Annotated in this window: 12 protein-coding genes; 10 read left to right on the top strand and 2 right to left on the bottom strand. The window is 41.5% G+C overall.

Annotation, left to right across the window (positions count from 1 at the left end; translation table 11 throughout):
• Window positions 1-214: 214 nt before the first annotated feature.
• From ACYQ3L_RS26485 to ACYQ3L_RS26475, 3 genes are all read left to right on the top strand, one after another.
• Window positions 215-1,963 (top strand): LIC_10190 family membrane protein, encoded by a 1,749-nt coding sequence (locus ACYQ3L_RS26485; RefSeq protein ID WP_379996927.1) that lies wholly within the window; start codon window positions 215-217, stop codon window positions 1,961-1,963.
• A 218-nt stretch (window positions 1,964-2,181) separates the two neighbouring features.
• Entirely contained in the window at window positions 2,182-2,973 is a 792-nt protein-coding gene (locus ACYQ3L_RS26480) for a LiaF transmembrane domain-containing protein (RefSeq protein ID WP_379996925.1), read from the top strand.
• A 10-nt stretch (window positions 2,974-2,983) separates the two neighbouring features.
• Window positions 2,984-3,814: a LytR/AlgR family response regulator transcription factor gene (locus tag ACYQ3L_RS26475; RefSeq protein ID WP_379996923.1), complete on the top strand. Its 831-nt coding sequence runs from the start codon at window positions 2,984-2,986 to the stop codon at window positions 3,812-3,814.
• A 60-nt stretch (window positions 3,815-3,874) separates the two neighbouring features.
• Here the strand turns inward: ACYQ3L_RS26475 and eco are convergent, their stop codons facing one another.
• A complete protein-coding gene (gene eco, locus ACYQ3L_RS26470; protein ID WP_379996921.1) occupies window positions 3,875-4,369 on the bottom strand; it encodes a serine protease inhibitor ecotin in 495 nt (164 codons plus the stop codon).
• A 212-nt stretch (window positions 4,370-4,581) separates the two neighbouring features.
• On the opposite strand from eco, the gene metG reads away from it, so the two are divergent.
• Complete coding sequence (metG, locus tag ACYQ3L_RS26465) at window positions 4,582-6,651, top strand: methionine--tRNA ligase (RefSeq protein ID WP_379996985.1); 2,070 nt, start codon at window positions 4,582-4,584, stop codon at window positions 6,649-6,651.
• A gap of 56 nt (window positions 6,652-6,707) precedes the next feature.
• Here the strand turns inward: metG and ACYQ3L_RS26460 are convergent, their stop codons facing one another.
• The gene (locus ACYQ3L_RS26460; protein ID WP_379996919.1) at window positions 6,708-9,287 is read right to left on the bottom strand and encodes a Kelch repeat-containing protein; all 2,580 of its coding nucleotides are present in this window, start codon (window positions 9,285-9,287) and stop codon (window positions 6,708-6,710) included.
• Between the two features lie 376 nt (window positions 9,288-9,663).
• On the opposite strand from ACYQ3L_RS26460, the gene ACYQ3L_RS26455 reads away from it, so the two are divergent.
• The 6 genes from ACYQ3L_RS26455 to ACYQ3L_RS26430 all read left to right on the top strand — a co-directional run bounded on the left by ACYQ3L_RS26455 (window position 9,664) and on the right by ACYQ3L_RS26430 (window position 21,583).
• Entirely contained in the window at window positions 9,664-11,931 is a 2,268-nt protein-coding gene (locus ACYQ3L_RS26455; protein WP_379996917.1) for a GH92 family glycosyl hydrolase, read from the top strand.
• 46 nt (window positions 11,932-11,977) lie between these two features.
• A complete protein-coding gene (locus tag ACYQ3L_RS26450; RefSeq protein ID WP_379996983.1) occupies window positions 11,978-14,254 on the top strand; it encodes a GH92 family glycosyl hydrolase in 2,277 nt (758 codons plus the stop codon).
• 283 nt (window positions 14,255-14,537) lie between these two features.
• On the top strand, window positions 14,538-14,675 hold the full coding sequence (locus tag ACYQ3L_RS26445) for a hypothetical protein (protein ID WP_379996915.1): 138 nt from the start codon (window positions 14,538-14,540) through the stop codon (window positions 14,673-14,675).
• 403 nt (window positions 14,676-15,078) lie between these two features.
• Window positions 15,079-18,339 (top strand): SusC/RagA family TonB-linked outer membrane protein, encoded by a 3,261-nt coding sequence (locus ACYQ3L_RS26440; protein WP_379996913.1) that lies wholly within the window; start codon window positions 15,079-15,081, stop codon window positions 18,337-18,339.
• Window positions 18,340-18,354: 15 nt separating this feature from the next.
• The gene (locus ACYQ3L_RS26435) at window positions 18,355-20,286 is read left to right on the top strand and encodes a RagB/SusD family nutrient uptake outer membrane protein (RefSeq protein ID WP_379996911.1); all 1,932 of its coding nucleotides are present in this window, start codon (window positions 18,355-18,357) and stop codon (window positions 20,284-20,286) included.
• Window positions 20,287-20,410: 124 nt separating this feature from the next.
• Window positions 20,411-21,583 (top strand): glycoside hydrolase family 130 protein, encoded by a 1,173-nt coding sequence (locus ACYQ3L_RS26430; protein ID WP_379996909.1) that lies wholly within the window; start codon window positions 20,411-20,413, stop codon window positions 21,581-21,583.
• Window positions 21,584-21,626 lie beyond the last annotated feature (43 nt).

The following is a 21,626-nucleotide window of genomic DNA, read 5'->3' as shown; positions in this document are numbered from 1 at the left end:
TTCCCCCTCCGGGCAGGCCTGTCAACACGTCAAAGACCATAAGCTAATTGCTGATAACAAAAAAGCTTCTAAACTATAGATAAAGTTCCTGCCAAATATTTTATATATTTGCCTATTATGAGTAATAATAAATTATCAAATTATGATTTGCTCTTGTCGTTTTATTTTTTGAGAGAACAAATAGGTCTGCGACCCTAACGATTACGGTTAAAGAATGATTGCAATACTTGTATCCTGGCTTCTAATTTTCTTCGTCTTGTTTTCTGCCGGGGATTTCTTTATCTATTTATATCAGATTTTATGTAATAATCGCACCGGTTATTCTCTGACCGACCGCTTTCTTACCGGAATGTGCGTTATTCTGATTCCGTTGTCCCTGTCATCTTTATTTATCCCGTCAAATCAGTATGTGTTATTCTCATTCCTGGGTTTAATAATCATATACTGGTGTATGAGGAGACACCATTTACAGGAAATCATCAAAAGCATACGCCTAAAAATAGGCAGATTATCAATAGTGCAATTATTGATTATCGGCCTGACTATACTCTCTTTTTGTATCCTTTGCCTTTACTCCTCCTTCCTTAGTTTCGATCCCAATTACTACCATTACCAGAATATCCGGTGGAATGAAGATTTTGCCGTTATCCCCGGATTGGGAAATTTCGAGGACAGGCTGGGTTTTAATTCGAACTACCTGCTGCTGAGTTCTATTTTCACACTCCGCTTCTTATTCGGACAGCCTGTTTATTGTTTACAAAGCGTATTGGCTATATTACTGGCCATATGGATATTATATGAAACAATAAATAGCAGATTTGAAGTTAAACGCCTGATTCTACTTATCTTTTACTTTCTCTTATTCTATTTTTCGAAAGAAGGCATTGCTGATACTTCAACCGATACAATACCTAATCTGGCCGTATTTTATCTTATGTCAAATTTGGTATTATATCCGGATGCTCTTAAGGAAAAAGCTGTCTTATATGTTTTTGTTATCACCAGCCTGGTAACCTACAAGCTACTCTTCGCCCCGCTATGCCTGGTTAGCCTGTATGTAATGTATCATCTCATCAAAGAAAAAAACTATAAAGAAATACTATTCCCGGGTATCAGCGCAATGACCGTTGTTATACTTTGGCTGATACGGAATGTAATCATTACGGGCTATTTGGTCTATCCGTTAGGAGAAATGGATTTGTTTTCGTTCGACTGGAAAGTACCTGAATATATCCTCATCAAACAGCGTGAATACATCAGTGAAATCGGAAATAGCGGGTTTGATTATGCGATTCCTCATTATTTGGAGAATCTTTCTTTTTCTACTTTTCTGCTGTCATGGACTACCTATTTTTTCCTGTCGGTAATTGCTGTCTTTATTACAGTATCCTGGTATATCGGAAAGAAAGGGAATATTCCTGCGTATATGTATTTTGTATTTCTTATACTATGCACTAATCTTATATACTGGCTCTTAACCGCGCGCGACTTCAGATTCTGCGCGGGAGTAATATTTTCCATGATATTTTTTGCTATATCCTTAATTCTGAAAGATAATAAGAAAATACGCAAAAGGGCCGGAAACATAATTACGGCAGGTCTGGCGCTTCTCTTATTCATATCTTTTGCCAAGGCTGGCAGCCAATATTACCATGCATTAAAAGAAAGAAATATAAAGGATTTCGTTTGGACAATGCTCTATCGTCCTTATCCGGCAGAATATAAGATGGAAGATTCAGCCCTGTTTGAAAAGACATCGCATAACCTGACATTCGAAATAATCCCCTATAAGATGAACGACAATATCACTATCTATATAACCACCCAAAGGACGGGCTCATGCTTTGGCATATTCCCGTGCACAGGAGATGCAGCCATTGCCAGAGAATGGAAAATGCAGGATATAAAGACAGTGGAAGCGAGGGGAAATAGCCTGCAGGACGGCTTCAGACCGATATATTGATTACGGATTAGCAAATCCTGAGATTAGCCAATTCATATTTTATTTCCTTTTACTAGTCGCGATATTCATAAACAGCATATTTTCACATCGGCTAATTTCAGGATTTGCTAATTAATATATTGATTTCATCGGGAAATAGTATTTGTTTGTCGATTTAATATTGCCTGCAAACTATAGCGGATGTATTTTTGTATCAAAAACTAATAAAACGTGTTCTTATGGAAAGAAACTATAATGATAAACACCTGTTTAAAAGAGGAAATGGAAACGGTATCGGATTCGCTCTCTTCTTAATTCTTTTTGGAGGAGTGTTCCTGTTCCTCAATTTGGGTATTATACCGATAGAATACAAACGGATACTTATATCATGGCAGATGCTTCTGATTGTATTAGGTATATGGACATTACTGAAAAGGCAATATGTAGGAGCTTTCGTTCTTCTAGCTGTCGGCATTTTCTTTATATATCCTGTTTTATGCAACGTGTTTCCCGAATATTTTGTACGGTTCGACGTAGATATCAAAACATACTGGCCTGTCCTGCTTATTGCTGGCGGGGTCCTTCTAGTAATAAGCCGTTCTTTTTCTTCACCCAAAAAGGAATTCCATAAAGGATGCAGGCGAGAATCAACAAATGGTAATTACAATCCGGCAGAACAGAACAGTGCCGACTATATTGACAAGAACCTGATGTTTGGCGGATCGGAACAGATTGTTCTCTCTCAGAATTTTAAAGGAGGAGAAGCCAATGTAATGTTCGGGGAGCTGATTATAGACCTGCGCCGTGCAAATCTTAGCGAATCCGCGGGCATACTCGAAGCCAACGTGATGTTCGGCAGTATTGTCATTTATATTCCATCCGACTGGACTGTGGAATTAAAAAGCAACTCCTTACTGGGCTCTTTCGAAGATAAAAGATATCATTTCAGTGAAAAAATAAGGGAAACCGGTGTGCCACGCCTGGTAATCAAAGGGAGCGCTATGTTCGGAAGCGGCGAAATAAGAAACTAATATCCTGAAAATGGAAAACCGCAAACTGATTTATATACATATTCTCATTGCGTCATCAGCAGGCATCACTCTGTACATCTGTATAAAGCCGCTGGTGGATATATCCGAATATGTATTGATAACAGACTCAGCCATATCGGGAACCGTACTTTCGGGATTACTCCTATTGTTAAGGAATATAGCGCAATATAGTCGTATTTCTTCATTTCCGGTCAGGCAACAGCTTATCAATTACAGTGCATTGGCTATCCTCTTTGTGGCATGCTGGCTCTGTATCGAATTTCTGGCTCTATATCTGGTATTCCCCGAAGAAGGCTGGGCTGTACTACTGCACACGATCCCTATACGTATTGTACTGGCATTACTGGTATACAGTCTTACAATAGCGACATTTACCCGAATGTATATAGCAGAAGATAAGATTGCCGATATAGCGATCGAAAATGAAAAAGAAGTAAGGGAACGTCCGGGCAATATACCGGAACCGGTGACTGAGGCCGAAAACAATGAAACACTGGAACGTATAGCCGTAAAAAACGGACAAAAAATAGATGTGGTACTGGTATCTGAAATCATACACTTACAGGCCGAAGGCGACTATGTAATGATACACTCCACGAAGGGAAAATTCCTGAAGGAGCAAACAATGAAATCGTTCGAAAGCGGCTTGCCTCAAGATAAATTTGTACGGGTACACCGCTCCAGCATAGTCAATATAGAATTTATATCCCAGATAGAGCTCTATGACAAGCAAAGCCAGCTGCTGAAACTGAAAAACGGAGGACACGTGCGGATAAGCCTGAGTGGGTATAAGGCATTGAAGAAGACACTGGGTCTGTAAAAAATAGAAGAGCCTGAATTCCGGTATGGATTCAGGCTCCTTCTTTTATATTACTAACATTTACTTCTCTACCGAACTTTTTTCTTTATCGGCTTTCCATATTCTGTATTTCACCTCATAACCCTTTGGCGCATATATTACAATAGGCAATTTGCTGTTGTATCTTACAATAAGGGTTTGGCCGCTGACAAACTTGTTTTCGTTTGGTTTGTTACAGGCCATCATTGTGGAACGGGTTTGCCCGTCAGAAGTAAACTCATAATAAGTATATCCCCAGCCTTGCAGGTCTTTTTCTTCCAATTTACCCATAAGCGAGTGATGATTACAATCTACGCTCATCACTTTTCCGGGAATAATCTCTACTTTGTACAATGATTCATCTGACTTCTTTTTCATTTCTATTACGTGTCTTACCATCCCTTCTCCGGCTTTAGGGAATGGAGCCAGCGCCTTCTCTATATCGTTTTTTTTATCCTGTGCATTCATTGAAGTTGTGAATGATAATAATACGGCTACCGAAAGTAGTGTCAGCATTGTTTTTGTTAAGTTCTTCATTTTTACTTATTTTTAATTAATACCTATATTTTAATCACTTATACTGTATAGATGAACAAAATGTTAAAAAGCTGCATCTATATGTCCGGTTAGTTAACATCCGGACAGACCGATTTGTTTATATAATCTTCTTAACATGGAAAATAGGAACGAATTAATTTATAAAAAAAATATCTTTTCCTTTTTAGTTTCTATCTTTGCATCCTGATATTCTGAAAAAATATAAAACAATATACTATATGACTAAGAAATTCAAAAGAACCCTCGTTACATCGGCCCTTCCCTATGCCAACGGGCCTGTCCATATCGGGCATCTGGCAGGCGTTTATATTCCTGCCGATATTTATGTGCGTTACCTCAGGCTGAAAGGTCAGGAAGTAATACACATCGGAGGTTCTGACGAACATGGGGTACCGATTACCATACGCGCCAAAAAAGAAGGTGTGACGCCACAGGATATCGTAGATAAATATCATACCATAATCAAAAAATCGTTTGAGGATTTCGGCATATCCTTCAATATCTATTCGCGCACAAGTTCGGAGATACATAAGCAAACAGCTTCTGACTTTTTTCTCAAACTATATCAAAGCGGAGATTTTGAAGAAAAGACAAGCGAACAATATTTCGACGAAGAGGCGCAAATGTTCCTTGCCGACCGCTACATAATGGGTGAATGCCCGCATTGCGGCAATCCGAACGCATACGGAGACCAGTGCGAATCGTGCGGAACATCTTTAAGCCCTACCGACCTGAAGAATCCCCGTTCCACAATTTCAGGTTCGACACCTGTAATGCGAGAGACAAAACACTGGTACTTGCCTCTCGATAAACACGAGTCATGGCTTCGCCAGTGGATACTTGAAGACCACAAAGAATGGAAGCCGAATGTGTACGGACAATGCAAATCATGGCTCGATATGGGATTACAACCCCGCGCCGTAAGCCGCGACCTCGACTGGGGTGTACCTATTCCTCTGCCGGACGCCAAGGGGAAAGTGCTTTATGTATGGTTCGATGCGCCTATCGGTTATATATCGAATACAAAAGAATTGTTACCTGACAGCTGGGAGAAATGGTGGAAATCGGAAGATACAAAATTGCTTCACTTCATCGGCAAGGACAATATCGTATTCCATTGCATCGTATTCCCGGCCATGCTGAAAGCAGAAGGCTCGTTTATCCTACCGGAAAACGTTCCGGCAAATGAATTCCTGAATCTCGAAGGAGATAAAATATCCACATCGCGCAACTGGGCTGTATGGCTGCATGAGTACCTCGACGATTTTCCGGGACAACAGGATATCCTGCGTTATGTGCTTACGGCAAATGCCCCTGAAACTAAGGATAATGACTTTACATGGAAAGACTTTCAGGCTCGTAACAACAATGAACTGGTCGCCATACTCGGAAACTTCATCAACCGTGCGCTGGTACTTACTCAAAAATATTTCGACAATAAAGTCCCGCAGATACACGAGTTGACCGGCTACGATAAAGAAACCCTGAAAGAGTTTGCCGACGTAAAAGAAGTGGTGGAATCATATCTTGAGACATTCCGTTTCCGCGATGCACTGAAAGAAGCTATGAACCTGGCCCGTATCGGGAATAAGTACCTGGCGGATACCGAGCCGTGGAAAGTGGCTAAAACAGATATGTCCCGTGTGGAAACCATAATGAATATCGCATTGCAACTGACAGCAAATTTGTCTATCGCCTTCGAACCATTCCTACCGTTCAGCGTGCAGAAAATCCGCCAGTTCATTAATAAAGATAATCTGACATGGGAACAACTGGGCAGAATAGATCTATTGCCGGCAGGCCATCAGCTGAACCCTTCGGAACTGCTATTTGCCAAGATAGAGGATGAAGCGATCGAAAAACAAATACAAAAGTTGCTTGACACAAAGAAAGCCAATGAACAGGCTGTGGAGATAAAGGTTGCCCCTCAGAAAGCAAATATAGCTTTCGATGATTTTGCAAAACTCGACCTTCGTGTAGGCAAAGTATTGGAATGCATAAAAGTGCCGAAAGCTGATAAACTGCTCCAGTTCCTTATATATGACGGAATGGGCAAACGTACAATCATATCGGGTATCGCCGCATGGTACAAACCCGAAGACCTTATAGGCAAACAGGTATGCTTTGTGGCTAACCTTGAGCCACGTAAGCTGAAAGGAGTGGAATCGCAGGGAATGCTGTTGTCTGTGGAAGACAGTGATGGAACACTATCATTGATACAGCCGCCTAAAGACGTAACTCCGGGCAGCCAGATAGGATAATAATTTAATGAAATAATGTGCCGGTATGCCAATGTAGAATGGGATACCGGTATTTTCTATTCCGAAAGGATAATAGAATCATATTTGAGCTGTGGTTCTTCGTTCAGGATGCTCTTATAATCCAGACAAAATTTATCATAGCATTGCTTTGACAAACCTTTTTGTCCTAACTTATATAAACTCCGGCATTTGATCTGCACGGAATCTTCGTCTATACTATCATGTATAAGTATTACATCAGCCAACTTTACCAACAGCCGGAAATCGTCTTTAATACCCATACTTTTTGCTGCTTTGAGCAAATTATTGATAAGCAGATCGGAATAACCGGACTGATATTTATCTGCCCATCTCTTATCTATATTCGGCAGCAACAAACCCGCTGATGCAATATCAATAATCTTTTCCACGGTGGCTTTATTCATTCTATCGCTACCTGATATTTCATGCAACAGATTCATTACAGTTACATAATCGCAAAAGGTATCTTTCCCGATACTTACGTGCCAGTAACTGTTATCTTTCTGAAAAGCTACATCGCCTGTTTCCTGAAGAAGAAGCCGTAGTTTACGGATATTTACATTCCGGTTGTTTGTCGCCTTGTTCTTATCCATATCAAACCAGAACTGCTCATCCAAACGCTCGGATGTTATTCCTTTTCCCGTAGCAATATATTCGAGCAAACACATAAGGAACATTTGCCTGATTACCGGAGTAAAGTATCCTGTGATATCATTGCCTTTACGGTCGAAAATCTGAAAACCTCCCAGCAGCGATATCGTGGACTGTTTCTTATCTTTATAATAATGAGCAGGCTGTACCTGCAATTGTTCCGGAAAAGAATCTCTATTTCCCACAGCCTCAGGGTGGATATTTTGTTTATTATATCCGAATCTCATAATCAGAGAGATAATCAACAGAACCACCACGGCCAGCAAACCTATTACGATATAGGTCACAGGCGAATTACTGAATGCCCCACCTGCATTATATACCGGTAAAATATCCGGTTGAGACAATGGTGGATAAAGTAAAGAATATATACCGATTTCAAACGCTCCCTCTTCTGTTCTCTGTAATATAACCGCATATATGCCGGAATTTTTATATCTGAACATATCACAAAAAGACTCTGTATCCTGAAAATTGTATGGTATGGAATCGGACAGGAACCTGTAAGAAAAGTCATCCATATTCACTTCCATCAGGCGTATAGAAGATTTATAAACATCGCTTCTGTTGGCAAGAGTATAAAACTTATTCTCCGCCACATTGATTATCATCGAATTACCAAAAACATACGGCTCCTGCATTCTGGTCAACATACCTAGTTCCTCAGTTGTCTTGTTCCTTGTATCGATCAATTGAAGATCATATATATTGTACGAAGAAGCCTCCTGCAATCCGGTCTTGCTGCCATACCCCCCGAATACGAGTATCTGTCCATCTCCCAGATACCCCATCGATGACAAATAACGGGGGGTCAACTGGCCGATAAGGTCATTTGACTCCCACTCTCTCGTGCCTGGATTATAAGTCGATAAAGCAGCGCTATATCTGTACAGGCCGTAGCCTCCGAATATGACCAGTTGATTTGTATACGGATCTATGAACCTGTTATGATGCTGAATATACAAAGACATATCCACCGGACTCCCCGACCATGTATCTGACCCGAAATCATACAGTATCAGTTCGGGCTGGCTTATGCTGTATGATATAAGCCTGTCAGCTTTATAATCATAGATCAGATAGCTGGATGCCCCCTGAAAAGGCCTGCCGCTATTAACCTTTATACGTTGTACCGACTTATTCTTCAGATGCATTATATATAAGCTGTCATTTGTGGCTACAAATACCCTGTTGTTAATAGAATCCGTTGCTATCTGGGGATTATAGTTCTTCGTAATCAGGCTCATATCTTTATTCCAGTTCGTATGCCTGTCTATTTCCCATATACCGTTCGATACAGTAGCCCTGTATCCGTTAGTTTCATCATATACAACGCCCGTATCATGTCTCCCCATATCCCATCTACGGATGATCTTTCCTTTCTCATCCTTTATTACGATATCTTTAACCGACATGGGAGGCACATCGGAAGTATAAAAAAACTTATGTCTGTTAGCTCCAAAGTATATCTTTTCTATAATAGATATTCCTGACGGATTATCGGGTGTATCAATCTGTATTTCATCTCCGTCTATGGAAAATGTTACTGAGCCCGTACGGACCTCTATCTTTACTTTCACCCATTTGTCTTCGAGTCGTTTGCGCTCATATTTATATTCCGATGAGGCTTTCGTGTTATGTATGCCGTTAAGTATAAGATTGATGCGATTATTCCCCAGATAAGATGTCATATCCAGACTTGTAGTATCATTTGCTATAATCCTGAATATATATCCGTATGTATGGTTACTGTTTGTAAGTTTAAGGTCAAATCCGAGTGTATATCCTTTTGAGAGTTTCAAAAATGCGTCGGGGAGTAAATCAAGAGAAGTCCTGTCATCCTTATTTACTTCATGTGACTTAAAATTCAATCCATATGAAAGATCCTTATCCATATCTTTGGATTGTGAGATAATAGTAAGGAAAGAAGAAAAAATAAAAACAAAAAGTATAGAAATTTTCATCTTATTTCTTTTAAGGTATAGCAGCTAGTACAAATTTACATAAAATTAGTTATTCGTAATTATATACAAAATATTAAAGGATCTTCCCGGACCGCACAGCCAAAAGACTCCTTTATGCACCATTTTACATAAAATATTAAATATCAACATAATTACAACAAAAACATACAATAAAAGGTCATCTTACCGGAGATACAAACAGATCATTCGTTAGTGTACAAATGAGACAAAAGTGTTGCTTTTGACGCCAATTAATAATTAATTAAGATACGGGTTAATAGCGGAAATATACGTTTGCACAATATAATTTGCAGACACAACAGTCAGCCTGAAAAACGATTTAGCTTTTATTTGAATATAATATTCCAACAAAAATATGAAGAAAAGTATATTCGTCTCTTATACCTTAATTTTACTGTTTTTACTAACAAGCAATATAAATGCCCAGAACAAAAGCCAGCCTGTAGATTTTGTAAATCCGTACATCGGTAACATAAACCACCTTTTGGTGCCCACGTATCCGACTGTACATTTACCTAACAGCATGCTTCGGGTATATCCCGAACGTGAAAATTATACAGGTAATACTATCGCAGGACTTCCCCTTATCGTCACAAGCCACAGGGGAAGTTCTGCCTTTAATCTGAGCCCGTATCAGGGAGCGGCAGATGATATAACAAGTGTGATTAACTTCGGCTACGACAATGAGATTATAAAACCTTATTATTACAGTGTCGACCTCGACGATTATAATATACATGCGCAGTATGCTCCGTCACATCAGGCAGGAATTTACGACATCGGGTTCGAAAATAATAATGAACCCGCCTATCTAATCCTCAATACCCGGAACGGGGAACTCAATTCGGAAAAGAATACAATATACGGATATCAGAATCTGAGCAATAATACAAAAGTATATATCTACTTCGAAACTGATATACAACCTTCAGAAGTTGGAACATACAAAGGGAATACCATAAATAGCAATGAAAAAACCACCCAAGGCCGGAACGCTTTTTATGTGATGAAATATCCTGCCGGAACCAAACAAATAAAAGTGCGTTACGGAGTCTCGTTTATAAGTGCCGAACAGGCTAAAAATAATCTAAGGCGTGAAATAAAAGACTATGATATGGAAAACGTAGCGCAAAAAGGCCGTGACATCTGGAATTCAACATTGGGAAAAATACAGGTTTCCGGTATCGACGAGAATGCCAAGACAGTTTTTTACACCTCTCTTTACCGCACTTACGAACGTATGATTTGCATTTCGGAAGACGGTAAATATTTCAGTGCTTATGACAGCAAAGTCCATGATGATGAAGGCCGTCCATTCTATACCGACGACTGGATCTGGGATACTTACCGTGCGACTCATCCGTTGCGCATAATTATCGAACCTGAAATGGAAAATGATATGGTTAACTCATACATAGTAATGACTCGCCAGATGAAAAATCCATGGATGCCAAACTTCCCCGAAGTGACGGGCGACAGCCGCCGTATGAATTCGAATCACGGGGCAGCTATGGTTGCCGATGCCTACATAAAAGGATTGAGAGGATTCGATCTCGAAGAGGCATACAATGTGAGTAAAGCGGCAATCACCGAAAAAACACTTGCTCCCTGGTCGTCCAAGCCCGCCGGAGTATTAGACCGGTTCTACAAAGAACACGGATACTTCCCGTCCTTATCAAAGGGAGAAAAGGAAACAGCTCCGGAAGTCCACGGATGGGAAAGACGCCAGCCTATCGCCGTTACTTTAGGTACAGTCTACGATGAGTGGTGCCTCTCGTTAATTGCAAAACAATTAGGGAAGAATGATGAAGCCGATTACTTTTCGAAACGTAGCTTGAACTACCATAAGGTGTTTAATCCCGAGACCAGGTTTTTCCACCCTAAAGATGCATCAGGCAAATTCATGGAAGACCTTGATTACCGCTTTCCACCGGGTATTGGCGGACGCGATGCTTACGATGAGAACAACGGATATGTATATCGCTGGGATGTGCCGCACAATATTGCAGACTTAGTGAGCATGCTCGGAGGAAAAGATGCTTTTGTAAAAGAACTTGAAGATATGTACAGCACCCCTCTGGGGAAAGGGAAACCCGATTTTTACCATATTTACGCCGATCATAGCGGTAATGTCGGACAATTCTCGATGGGCAACGAGCCTTCGATGCACATTCCGTATTTATACAATTATGCAGGACAGCCATGGCGTACGCAAAAGCGTGTGCATACCCTGCTCAATCAATGGTTCAGAAACGACCTGATGGGTATTCCCGGCGATGAAGACGGCGGCGGACTCACTGCATTTGTCGTATTTTCGCAGATCGGATTTTATCCCGTTACCCCCGGACTACCAATGTACGTAATAGGAAGTCCGACCTTCGAGATTGCAAAACTGGATATCGGCAACGGAAAATCATTTGAGGTTGTGGCGATCAATTATTCTCCTGAAAATAAATACATCCAATCAGCAAAGCTAAATGGTAAAGACTGGAATAAATCATGGTTCTCACATGAAGAACTGATGCGTGGAGGAAAGCTCGAACTTGTTATGGGAAAACATCCGAATAAAGAATGGGCCTCAGACGATAACGCTGTGCCGCCATCATTCAGCATGAATAAATAAAATTCAATTACTATACTACCACACGGCTATGAATATCAAAAACACGATTAAGAAAGTAACTGCTTCCGGTATATTCTTTTTATTTGCAATTATTACTTTTGCGCAAATAAAAACAGAACCGGTAGACTATGTAAGTATCCTGACAGGGACATTATCTAAATTTGAACTATCGACAGGTAACACATATCCGGCAATAGCCCGTCCGTGGGGGATGAACTTCTGGATGCCTCAGACCGGGGAAATGGGGAATGGGTGGTCGTATGTATATACTGCCGACAAAATCAGGGGATTCAAGCAAACACACCAACCCAGCCCATGGATGAACGACTACGGACAATTCTCCATCATGCCTATTGTAGACAAACCGGTTTTCAATCAGGACAAGCGGGCCAGCTGGTTCTCGCACAAATCGGAAGTAGCAAGACCTTATTACTATAAAGTATATCTTGCCGATTCGGATATAACAACTGAAATAACGCCAACCGACCGCGCGGCAATATTCCGTTTCACTTTTCCCGAAAAGGATAATTCCTATGTTGTTATAGATGCTTTCGACCGAGGATCTTATATAAAAATTATTCCGGAACAGAACAAAATCGTAGGTTACACAACGCGTAACAGCGGCGGTGTACCCGATAATTTCAAAAACTATTTTGTCATTGTTTTCGACAAGCCGTTTACCTATCAGGCAACTGTAGGAGACAGTGAAATCCGTAAGAACGAACTTGAAGCTAAAGAAAACCATACAGGTGCTATTATCGGCTTTGCTACAAAGAGAGGTGAAACTGTTCACGCACGTGTGGCATCATCATTTATAAGTCCCGAGCAGGCCGAACTGAACCTCAAAGAACTCGGCAGTGACAGCTTCGATCAGATAGCGGACAAAGGCCGCAAGGTCTGGAATGAGACATTAGGGCGGATAGAAGTGACAGACGACAACATAGACAACCTTCGTACATTCTACTCCTGTTTTTACCGCTCGGTACTATTCCCGCGCAGCTTCTATGAGATAGATGCAAAAGGAGAAGTTGTTCACTATAGTCCTTATAATGGCGAAGTCCTTCCGGGATATATGTTTACCGATACTGGTTTTTGGGATACATTCCGATGCTTATTTCCATTCCTGAACCTTGTATATCCGTCGATGAACGAAAAAATGCAGGAAGGTCTGGTAAACGCATACAAGGAAAGTGGATTCTTGCCTGAATGGGCCAGTCCCGGCCATCGCAATATTATGGTGGGGAACAACTCTGCTTCTGTAGTTGCCGATGCATATCTGAAAGGATTAAGAGGTTACGACATTGAAACACTATGGGAAGCCCTGAAACACGGAGCGAATAATGTACATCCTAAAGTTTCGGCTTCAGGGCGTCTGGGGTATGAATATTACAACAAACTGGGTTATGTGCCGGACGATCTCAGAATAGGACAAAGTGCCGCACGTACTTTAGAATATGCATATGACGACTGGACTATCTACAGATTGGGCAAAGCATTGGGCAAACCCGAAAGTGAAACCAGCATATATAAAGAACGTGCTATGAACTACAAGAATCTCTACAATCCGAAGTTCAAACTGATGACAGGGCGCAATGAAAACGGTGAATTCGATAAAACGTTTGTAGCCGAAGACTGGAGCCGTGCATTCTGTGAAGGTAACAGCTGGCACTGGAGTTTCTGCGTATTCCACGATCCGCAAGGCCTGATAGACCTGATGGGTGGAAAGAAAGAATTCAATACAATGATGGATTCCGTATTTATAGTACCGGGGAGCAAAGGAATGGAAAGCCGCGGTATGATTCACGAAATGCGAGAGATGCAGGTGATGGACATGGGACAGTATGCACATGGAAACCAACCGATACAGCATATGGTTTACCTGTACAACTATTCCGGTGAACCATGGAAAACTCAATACTGGGCACGCGAAATAATGGATAAGCTCTACAACCCCAATCCTGATGGGTATTGCGGCGATGAAGACAACGGACAAACATCGGCCTGGTACGTTTTCTCTGCACTCGGCTTCTATCCTGTATGCCCAGGCTCTGATGAATATATTCTGGGATCGCCATTATTCAAATCAGTCACCCTGAATCTGGAAAATGGGAAAAAAGTAGTTATCAAAGCTGATAATAATAGTAAGGCAAGCAGGTACATATCATCTATGACTGTGAATGGGAAAACTCATAGCAAAAACTACCTGACTCACGATACATTGCTGAAGGGTGCGAATATCAATTACAAAATGGCTACTACCCCTAATATAACAAGAGGTATAAATGCTGCTGATTATCCGTATTCATTCTCTAATGAGAAATAATGACAAATAAAATTCTGTATTAATCAAAAACAACCCTGGTACTCAGGTATCCCAAATTACCAAAGAAGTATATACATACGCCAACGGCTCATTTATAGGCTTCTTTTGGTAAAGCGGATAGCAGAAGATATTTTAATATTAATTAATATTGCATGCTGTATTTTCTATCTGATCCGAAAGAAACTTAAAAAGAATTAATTATATAAAAAATTGGAATCAACAAAGAATTAACCCTTAATTTATCCTCACATATATGCTCTATATTATACAAAATACAACAACAATGAAAGGCATTTTTTCATCTGAAAATTTGGCGGTTAGCTGTATTTTACTAGAGAGAGAGAGAGAGAGAGAGAGAGAGAGAGAGAGAGAGAGAGAGAGAGAGAGAGAGAGAGAGAGAGAGAGAGAGAGAGAGCATTAATTAAAAAAAGGCAAAAAAACAATAGGCCGGATATAACAAATAGAATCCGACTATTCTATTAAGAAACCCTTCTTCCGGGAAACTGACCAGTTCCCCGGAAGAAGGGTTTCCGTATTTATACACATCTGTTAAAATTATGGTTTGTAAGAGGGGAAAACACCCATTCATATTAAAAAGTCCGATTATTAACCTCTAAAATTTATAGCCTATGGGAAAACAAAAAAGATAACAGTAGATCAGAGATTTTAAACAACTAACCTTATTCGTAATTATTATAACAATGAAAATAACAAAAAACTCCCATCGACTGGACATTCCTCTGTGTCTAAGAGTTATAGAACACCCCTCTGAGACACGATTAAATAGTAAAGAACCGCAAATTACTAACTTTAATTAACCTATTATGAAAGACATTTTTACTAAGAAAGTATTTATGCGCATAAGAACGGTATTGCTTATAATAACATTATTAGCAATAGGAAGCCCGCAATACATATCGGCTTCAGTACACAAAACCGAACAAACCCAGAAAGAAGTAAAAGGGACGGTTTTCGACAGTTCTAACAAAGAGACATTACCCGGTGTCAGCGTTTTTGTAAAAGGAACAAACATTGCCACTATGACAGATGCAGACGGCAACTTCTCCATAAAAGTTCCGTATGCTGAAGCTACCCTCATTTTCTCATATATCGGATTCCAGCCACAGCAGATAGAACTGAATGGCAGAACAACCTTAAACGTTGATCTGGTAGAGGATATCAAGGCGCTGGATGAAGTTGTAGTTGTAGGTTACACTACTCAGAAAAGAGAGAATATCACAGGCGCCGTAGCAACCATCACTACGAAAGACCTCGTACAAAGTCCCACCGCAAATATAAACAACGCGCTAGCCGGACGACTTCCGGGTTTGATTGTAAACCAGTTCAGCGGAGGAGAACCGGGTGTCGATAAATCCGAATTGTTTATTCGGGGTAAGTCCACTTATGGGGATCAGTCTCCAATCGTAATCGTTGACGGAGTAGAACGTGACATGTCCTATCTGGCGGCAGACGAAATAGAGACATTCACTATATTAAAAGACGCTGCTTCTACCGCACCTTATGGTATCCGTGGAGCCAATGGAGTTATAGTTGTTACCACCAAGCGCGGTAAAGCTTCGGAAAAGGCTTCTGTGAACTTCAAGGCTTCTTTTGGATTTAATAAAGTAGGTAAGACCCCTAATTTATTAGGCTCTGCCGATTATGCGACTCTATATAACGAAGCATCGCGAAATGACGCCATGATGAACGGAACCCTGGAAAACTTTAAATATCCGTTCACTGACGAAGCTATTGCCAATTTCAGAATGGCTAAAGGTGATAATTCGGATGGCTTGGGATACAACTGGGACTATTTCGATTATATGTTCAAATCTGCCGCCCAGCAAGACTATAACCTGTCGGTTCGCGGAGGTACAGATAAGGTCAGATACTTTGTTATGGCCGGACATATGAATCAGGGAACCAATTACACACATGTAGATCTATCCGATTATGACACATCCCCTAATTTCAAGAAATATAATTTCCGTTCTAACATAGATGTGGATATTACAGATAAGTTCTGGGTGAAACTGGACTTGGGCGCACGAATAACTGACCGTACAAATATTGGTTCGGCGGCCAGCCGTCTGGTAAATATAGCCATGACCCAGCCTCCTTACCTGCCGATCGTTCTGGAACAAAATGATAATCCGGCGAATCAAAGTTATTTTGTCAGCAATCCTAAAGGTATGCTGTTCGGAGACCAGATATATCGTTTCAATCTATTGGGTGAATTATCCCGTTCGGGCTACCACAACCAAAAGTTCACTTATCTGGAAGGCAGCTTCTCTATGGGATACGATTTGGACTTCATTACAAAAGGATTAAAAATCGAAGGAACCTTCTCTTATGATGCCCGTGAAGAACAATGGACAAGGAGGGAGGTTAATACTTATAGCGAAGGATACCGCCAATACCCTTCTTACGCCACATTCAAGCCTACAGATGGTATTGACATTTACAGGACTCCCGGCCACTACCAAGGAACATATTCTACCGGTAATAAATACAACACAGACCAGACGGTAGGTAATAACTTCACTCAAAGCAACCCTTCTAACAGAACATATTATCAGGCAAAATTAATGTATCAGAACTCATTCGCACAGAATCATAATGTAGCGGGTATGTTTCTGTTCAATCGTTCCACAGAAGGGCAATATGATGGGCAATACATTCGTCCCGACCATAGGTATCAAGGCTTGACAGGACAGTTTACATACAATTTTTCCGATCGCTATTTTGCAGAATTTAACTTCGGGTATAACGGCTCCGAGAACTTTGCTAAAGAGAAACGTTATGGCTTCTTCCCTGCCGGTTCTTTAGGATGGATAATCTCCAACGAGTCATTTATGAACAGTACCAAATCGTGGATGGACTTCTTAAAGATCAGAGGTTCATACGGTTTGGTAGGTAGCGACAAACTTCCCGGAGGACGATTCGGATATCTGCAATTTTTCGAAAGCGGTGAAGGCTATAACTTCGGCGAAGGAGGCTTTAACACAAACCCGGGCGGATGGAGAGAAGGTGGATTGGCTAATAGAATACTGACATGGGAAAAGGCAAAAAAATTAAACATTGGACTAGATGCTAATTTTCTAAAACAGAGACTGCGATTCTCATTCGACTACTTCCACGAAAACAGGTATGATATCCTCACCGAACTGACCGGTGACAGGCTCGGTTTCCCTGATATAGTAGGAAAAGATGCCCCTCGTATAAATTCTGGTAAAGTTAAAAATCATGGACTTGAATTTGAAGTAACATGGTCCGACAAAATAGGCAAGGACTTCAGATACTTTATCAAACCTAATTTCACATTCGCCCGTAATAGGATTGATTACATGAATGAAGTTGTATATGAATATGTATGGAGAAGGAAAACAGGACAAGTTCTGGATGTAAATATGCTATATGTATTCGACCACTTCGTAGCAGATCAGGCAGAGGCCAACAAATTGAATGCCGACGGTTACCAGCCATGGGGAACTCTGATACCGGGAGATGCCGTTTACAAAGATCTGGATGGAGACGGTGTTATTACCGATCGGAATGACCGCATGGCAATGGGGTATCCCCGCAGCCCGGAAATCCAATTCGGATTACCTGTTACGTTACAATATAAAGGATTCGATTTCAGTGTACTCTTCCAGGGTGCGACAAACTCTACCATCATGCTGAAAGATGCTGCCGTATTTGATTTTCCTAACTTCGACCAGGACAAGATAGGACGCGTAAGACCTATGCATCTCGAGAGATGGACTCCTGAAACCGCGGCAACAGCCAAATATCCGGCTTTGCATATCGGTACACACTCTAATAATAAGAATGAAAGCAGTTCTCTTTTCATGTACGACGGTTCATATGTAAGATTAAAGAATATAGAACTCGGTTACACACTACCCCGCAAGATCATAAGGGTAGCAGGACTAAGCAATGTCAGAGTATATGCTCAGGCTCAAAATCTAGCCACATGGGATAAATTGGGTGATGTAGACGTAGACCCTGAAATGCGTAATGGAGGAGGGGACTGGTATCCTATATTGAAGGTATTTAATTTTGGTGTGGATATTACATTTTAATAAAATAACAAGAATATGAAAAGTTTCAAATATATATTAAGAGGTCTGCTGGCAGTCATGCTAATGTCTCTTGCCGCATGTAGCGAATATCTGGACAAGCAACCCGACGATCAGATTCCTGAAGAAAAAACTTTTGCCAGCTATGATAAGGTAAACCAGCTTGTAACAGACTTATACCTGAGAACAAAAAGATGTAATGCGCCAATGACATGGCTATCGCATTTTTCCTCTGCCGGTTTGACCGATGAAGCCGAGGCTACTAATGTGGAGGGAAATATCACAAACCGTTACAATAGTGGTGACTGGAGTCCTACAGCTGTACCTCAGCCGAACAATGATATGTTCTGGAAAGGAATTTACAATACGATACGCCGGGCCAACGTAATCATTACCGGAGTTGCAAAGTATAACACTCCTGACAGTGCTATCGATCCTGGAGACCTGAATATAAGGATTGGAGAGGCATATTTCATCCGGGGCTATCTGCACTATCTACTGGTACGCATGTACGGTGAAGTACCGTATATCGATTACGTAGTGGATGCCAATCAGCCTATGGACTTCAAGAAAGAATCGGTACATACGATCGTTAGTAAAATTGCGGCCGATGCCAATGAAGCGGCTAACCGCCTGCCTGCAATTCAAACAGGAATAAATTTTGCTCGTGCCGATAAAGGTGCCTGTTTAGGATTAATCGCTATCGCAAGATGGACTGCTGCTGCGCCGATGTACAACGGAGCTGCCAGTTACGGTTATACCGGGAAACGCGAATTTGAATCTGAATATGCTTACGACGTCAAGCGTTGGGAAGCTGCCCGTGATGCAGCTAAAGCTGTGCTTGATTTTCAGGCTGACGGCAAACCGCGCTACTCCCTCTATACCAAATATACTAATGCAGACTTCAATGACAGCGGTGGTAAAAACTATAATGGTTCTACTGTATATACCCGCCTTTGGCAAATGTTCTACGACGAAGAAGCATTCAAGAACGAAGCTGTTTGGTTTGTAACAAAAGACAAGTATGAAGGGTGGTTTGGTGATATGTATCCTCCTAGCCGCGGAGGAGGTTCCCGTCAGCAACCCGTACAGGAACAAGTAGATGAATATGAGTACATTTCTCCTGACGGATACGGTTATCCGATCTATGGCAGCAAAGCAATAGCAGACGGATACGATGATAGTGACCCATACATGTCGGTCAGGCGTGATCCTCGCTTCTACCGCGATATTATATTCCACGGAGCTGCATTCCGCGATGGAGGGAACAATCCTTCTGTTACAAATACGGCTTCCGGAAGTGATAAAATCGGGGCTAGCAATGCGACCACCACGGGCTATTATCACCGTAAATACCTGCAGGAAGGCTGGAACAGAAGCGGTAGTGTCTCCATAAGCGCCCCTGCTGTATGGCGGTTACCGGAATTTATCTATATCTATGCCGAAGCTGTAAATGAAGTATCGGGGCCAAATCAAGCGATATATGACCTTGTGAATACTGTAAGGGCACGTTCTTTTATGGTGCCTATGCCCGAAGCTTGTAAAACAAACAAGGATTTGATGCGGGAATATATCAAGCGTGAGCGCCGTGTCGAATTCTATTATGAGAATAAGAGAACATTCTACAGCCGTTTGTATCTGGAACCGACAACCGAATCGGAGTTGACGAAAGAACAACAATGGCTGGCGGCAGGTTCTACGAACAACGAAAGATCTAAAAACTACTGGACGCAATACCATCAACCATATCCTAAATGCCAGCGTATGATTAACGGTATGATGCCTGTAGAAGATCCTAATGGTAAAATCGAAGTTGGAGATAAAAAATACAGGATGGAACGTTTCTGTAAGGAAACACGGGTATTCGAGGCTCCTAAGCATTATTATTGGCCGATAATGCAAACTGAGTTACAGAAGGCCGTAAATCTGGTGCAAAATCCAGACTGGTAAATTTTATTGGTTATCTTGTGAAAGAGAGTTTATAGCTCTCTTTCACTGTTTTATGGCCTTTATTATTTATCTTTAGCCTCCAATAAATATAGCACCTTGAACGAATACTAAAAATCAATTGAATATGAAACACTTAAACGTATTTATCGCTCTTATCATCTGTTTTGGCATACTCTCATGCACGGGCAAGAAAGAAAGCAAAGTATCCACACCGGGCAACTCCAACAACCTTCCGGATTGGGCTTTTGGAGGATTTGTCCGCCCGGACGGAGTCAATCCGCTAATCGAACCCGATCCGGCCACGAAATTCTTCTGTCCTATGCAGAAAGATTCTATCGGATGGGAAGAAAGCGATACATTCAATCCCGCAGCAGTTGTAAAAGACGGGAAGATCTATGTCTTGTACCGAGCCGAAGACAATTCTGCCACAGGCATCGGCAAGCGCACCTCCCGTATAGGCTTAGCCGAAAGTCCGGATGGCATTACAATACAACTACGCAATACCCCTGTGCTATATCCCGCTGAAGATAACAATAAGGAATATGAATGGGAAGGCGGCTGTGAAGACCCGCGTGTTGCCATGACCGAAGACGGAACATTTGTAATGATGTACACCGCATGGAACCGGCAAGTCCCACGCCTATGCGTAGCTACTTCCAAAGACCTCATTACATGGGAGAAACACGGCCCGGCTTTCGCTAAAGCATACGACGGCCGTTTCAAAGACCTGGCGAGCAAATCAGCGTCCATTGTTACCAAGGTTATGGATGGTAAACTCGTAATTACCAAAGTAAACGGGACATATCTGATGTACTGGGGCGAACACATGATCAATGCCGCTACATCGACCGACCTGATAAACTGGACTCCTCTCCTCAATGAAAAGAACGAACTGAAAGGGCTTATCTACCCACGCTATAAGTATTTCGACAGCGCCCTTACCGAATGCGGCCCTCCGGCGATAATGACCGATAAAGGCATCCTGCTCCTGTATAATGGCAAGAACAGAACCGATGACAGACGCGACGAACGCTTCAATGCGGGTACATACAGCGCCGGACAGGTCTTATTCGATCTGCAGAACCCATATAAAGTGATCGGACGGCTCGATACTCCTTTCTTCCGGCCAATGGCCGAATTTGAAAAGAGCGGCCAATATAAAGACGGTACTGTTTTTATAGAAGGACTGGCCTATCTCAATAACAAATGGTTCCTATACTATGGGTGTGCCGATTCTAAAGTTGGGGTTGCCATTTATGATCCCGGCAAACAAGTCCCCGGAGATCCCATCGAATAATGACAACGTATCATCAATGATCTATATGCCAATATCTAATTTA

It is taken from the genome of Dysgonomonas termitidis (genome assembly GCF_054657735.1).
Note: the sequence above shows the minus strand (reverse complement) of the source record. Positions and strands in the feature narration are given on the sequence as shown.

Excerpts from the sequence above, each read along its gene's own strand:
- ACYQ3L_RS26440 (WP_379996913.1), top strand. The coding sequence starts at position 15,079 with ATGAAAGACATTTTTACTAAGAAAGTATTTATGCGCATAAGAACGGTA.
- ACYQ3L_RS26445 (WP_379996915.1), top strand. The coding sequence starts at position 14,538 with ATGAAAGGCATTTTTTCATCTGAAAATTTGGCGGTTAGCTGTATTTTA.
- ACYQ3L_RS26435 (WP_379996911.1), top strand. The coding sequence starts at position 18,355 with ATGAAAAGTTTCAAATATATATTAAGAGGTCTGCTGGCAGTCATGCTA.
- eco (WP_379996921.1), bottom strand. The coding sequence starts at position 4,369 with ATGAAGAACTTAACAAAAACAATGCTGACACTACTTTCGGTAGCCGTA.
- ACYQ3L_RS26485 (WP_379996927.1), top strand. The coding sequence starts at position 215 with ATGATTGCAATACTTGTATCCTGGCTTCTAATTTTCTTCGTCTTGTTT.
- ACYQ3L_RS26455 (WP_379996917.1), top strand. The coding sequence starts at position 9,664 with ATGAAGAAAAGTATATTCGTCTCTTATACCTTAATTTTACTGTTTTTA.
- ACYQ3L_RS26480 (WP_379996925.1), top strand. The coding sequence starts at position 2,182 with ATGGAAAGAAACTATAATGATAAACACCTGTTTAAAAGAGGAAATGGA.
- ACYQ3L_RS26475 (WP_379996923.1), top strand. The coding sequence starts at position 2,984 with ATGGAAAACCGCAAACTGATTTATATACATATTCTCATTGCGTCATCA.
- ACYQ3L_RS26460 (WP_379996919.1), bottom strand. The coding sequence starts at position 9,287 with ATGAAAATTTCTATACTTTTTGTTTTTATTTTTTCTTCTTTCCTTACT.
- ACYQ3L_RS26430 (WP_379996909.1), top strand. The coding sequence starts at position 20,411 with ATGAAACACTTAAACGTATTTATCGCTCTTATCATCTGTTTTGGCATA.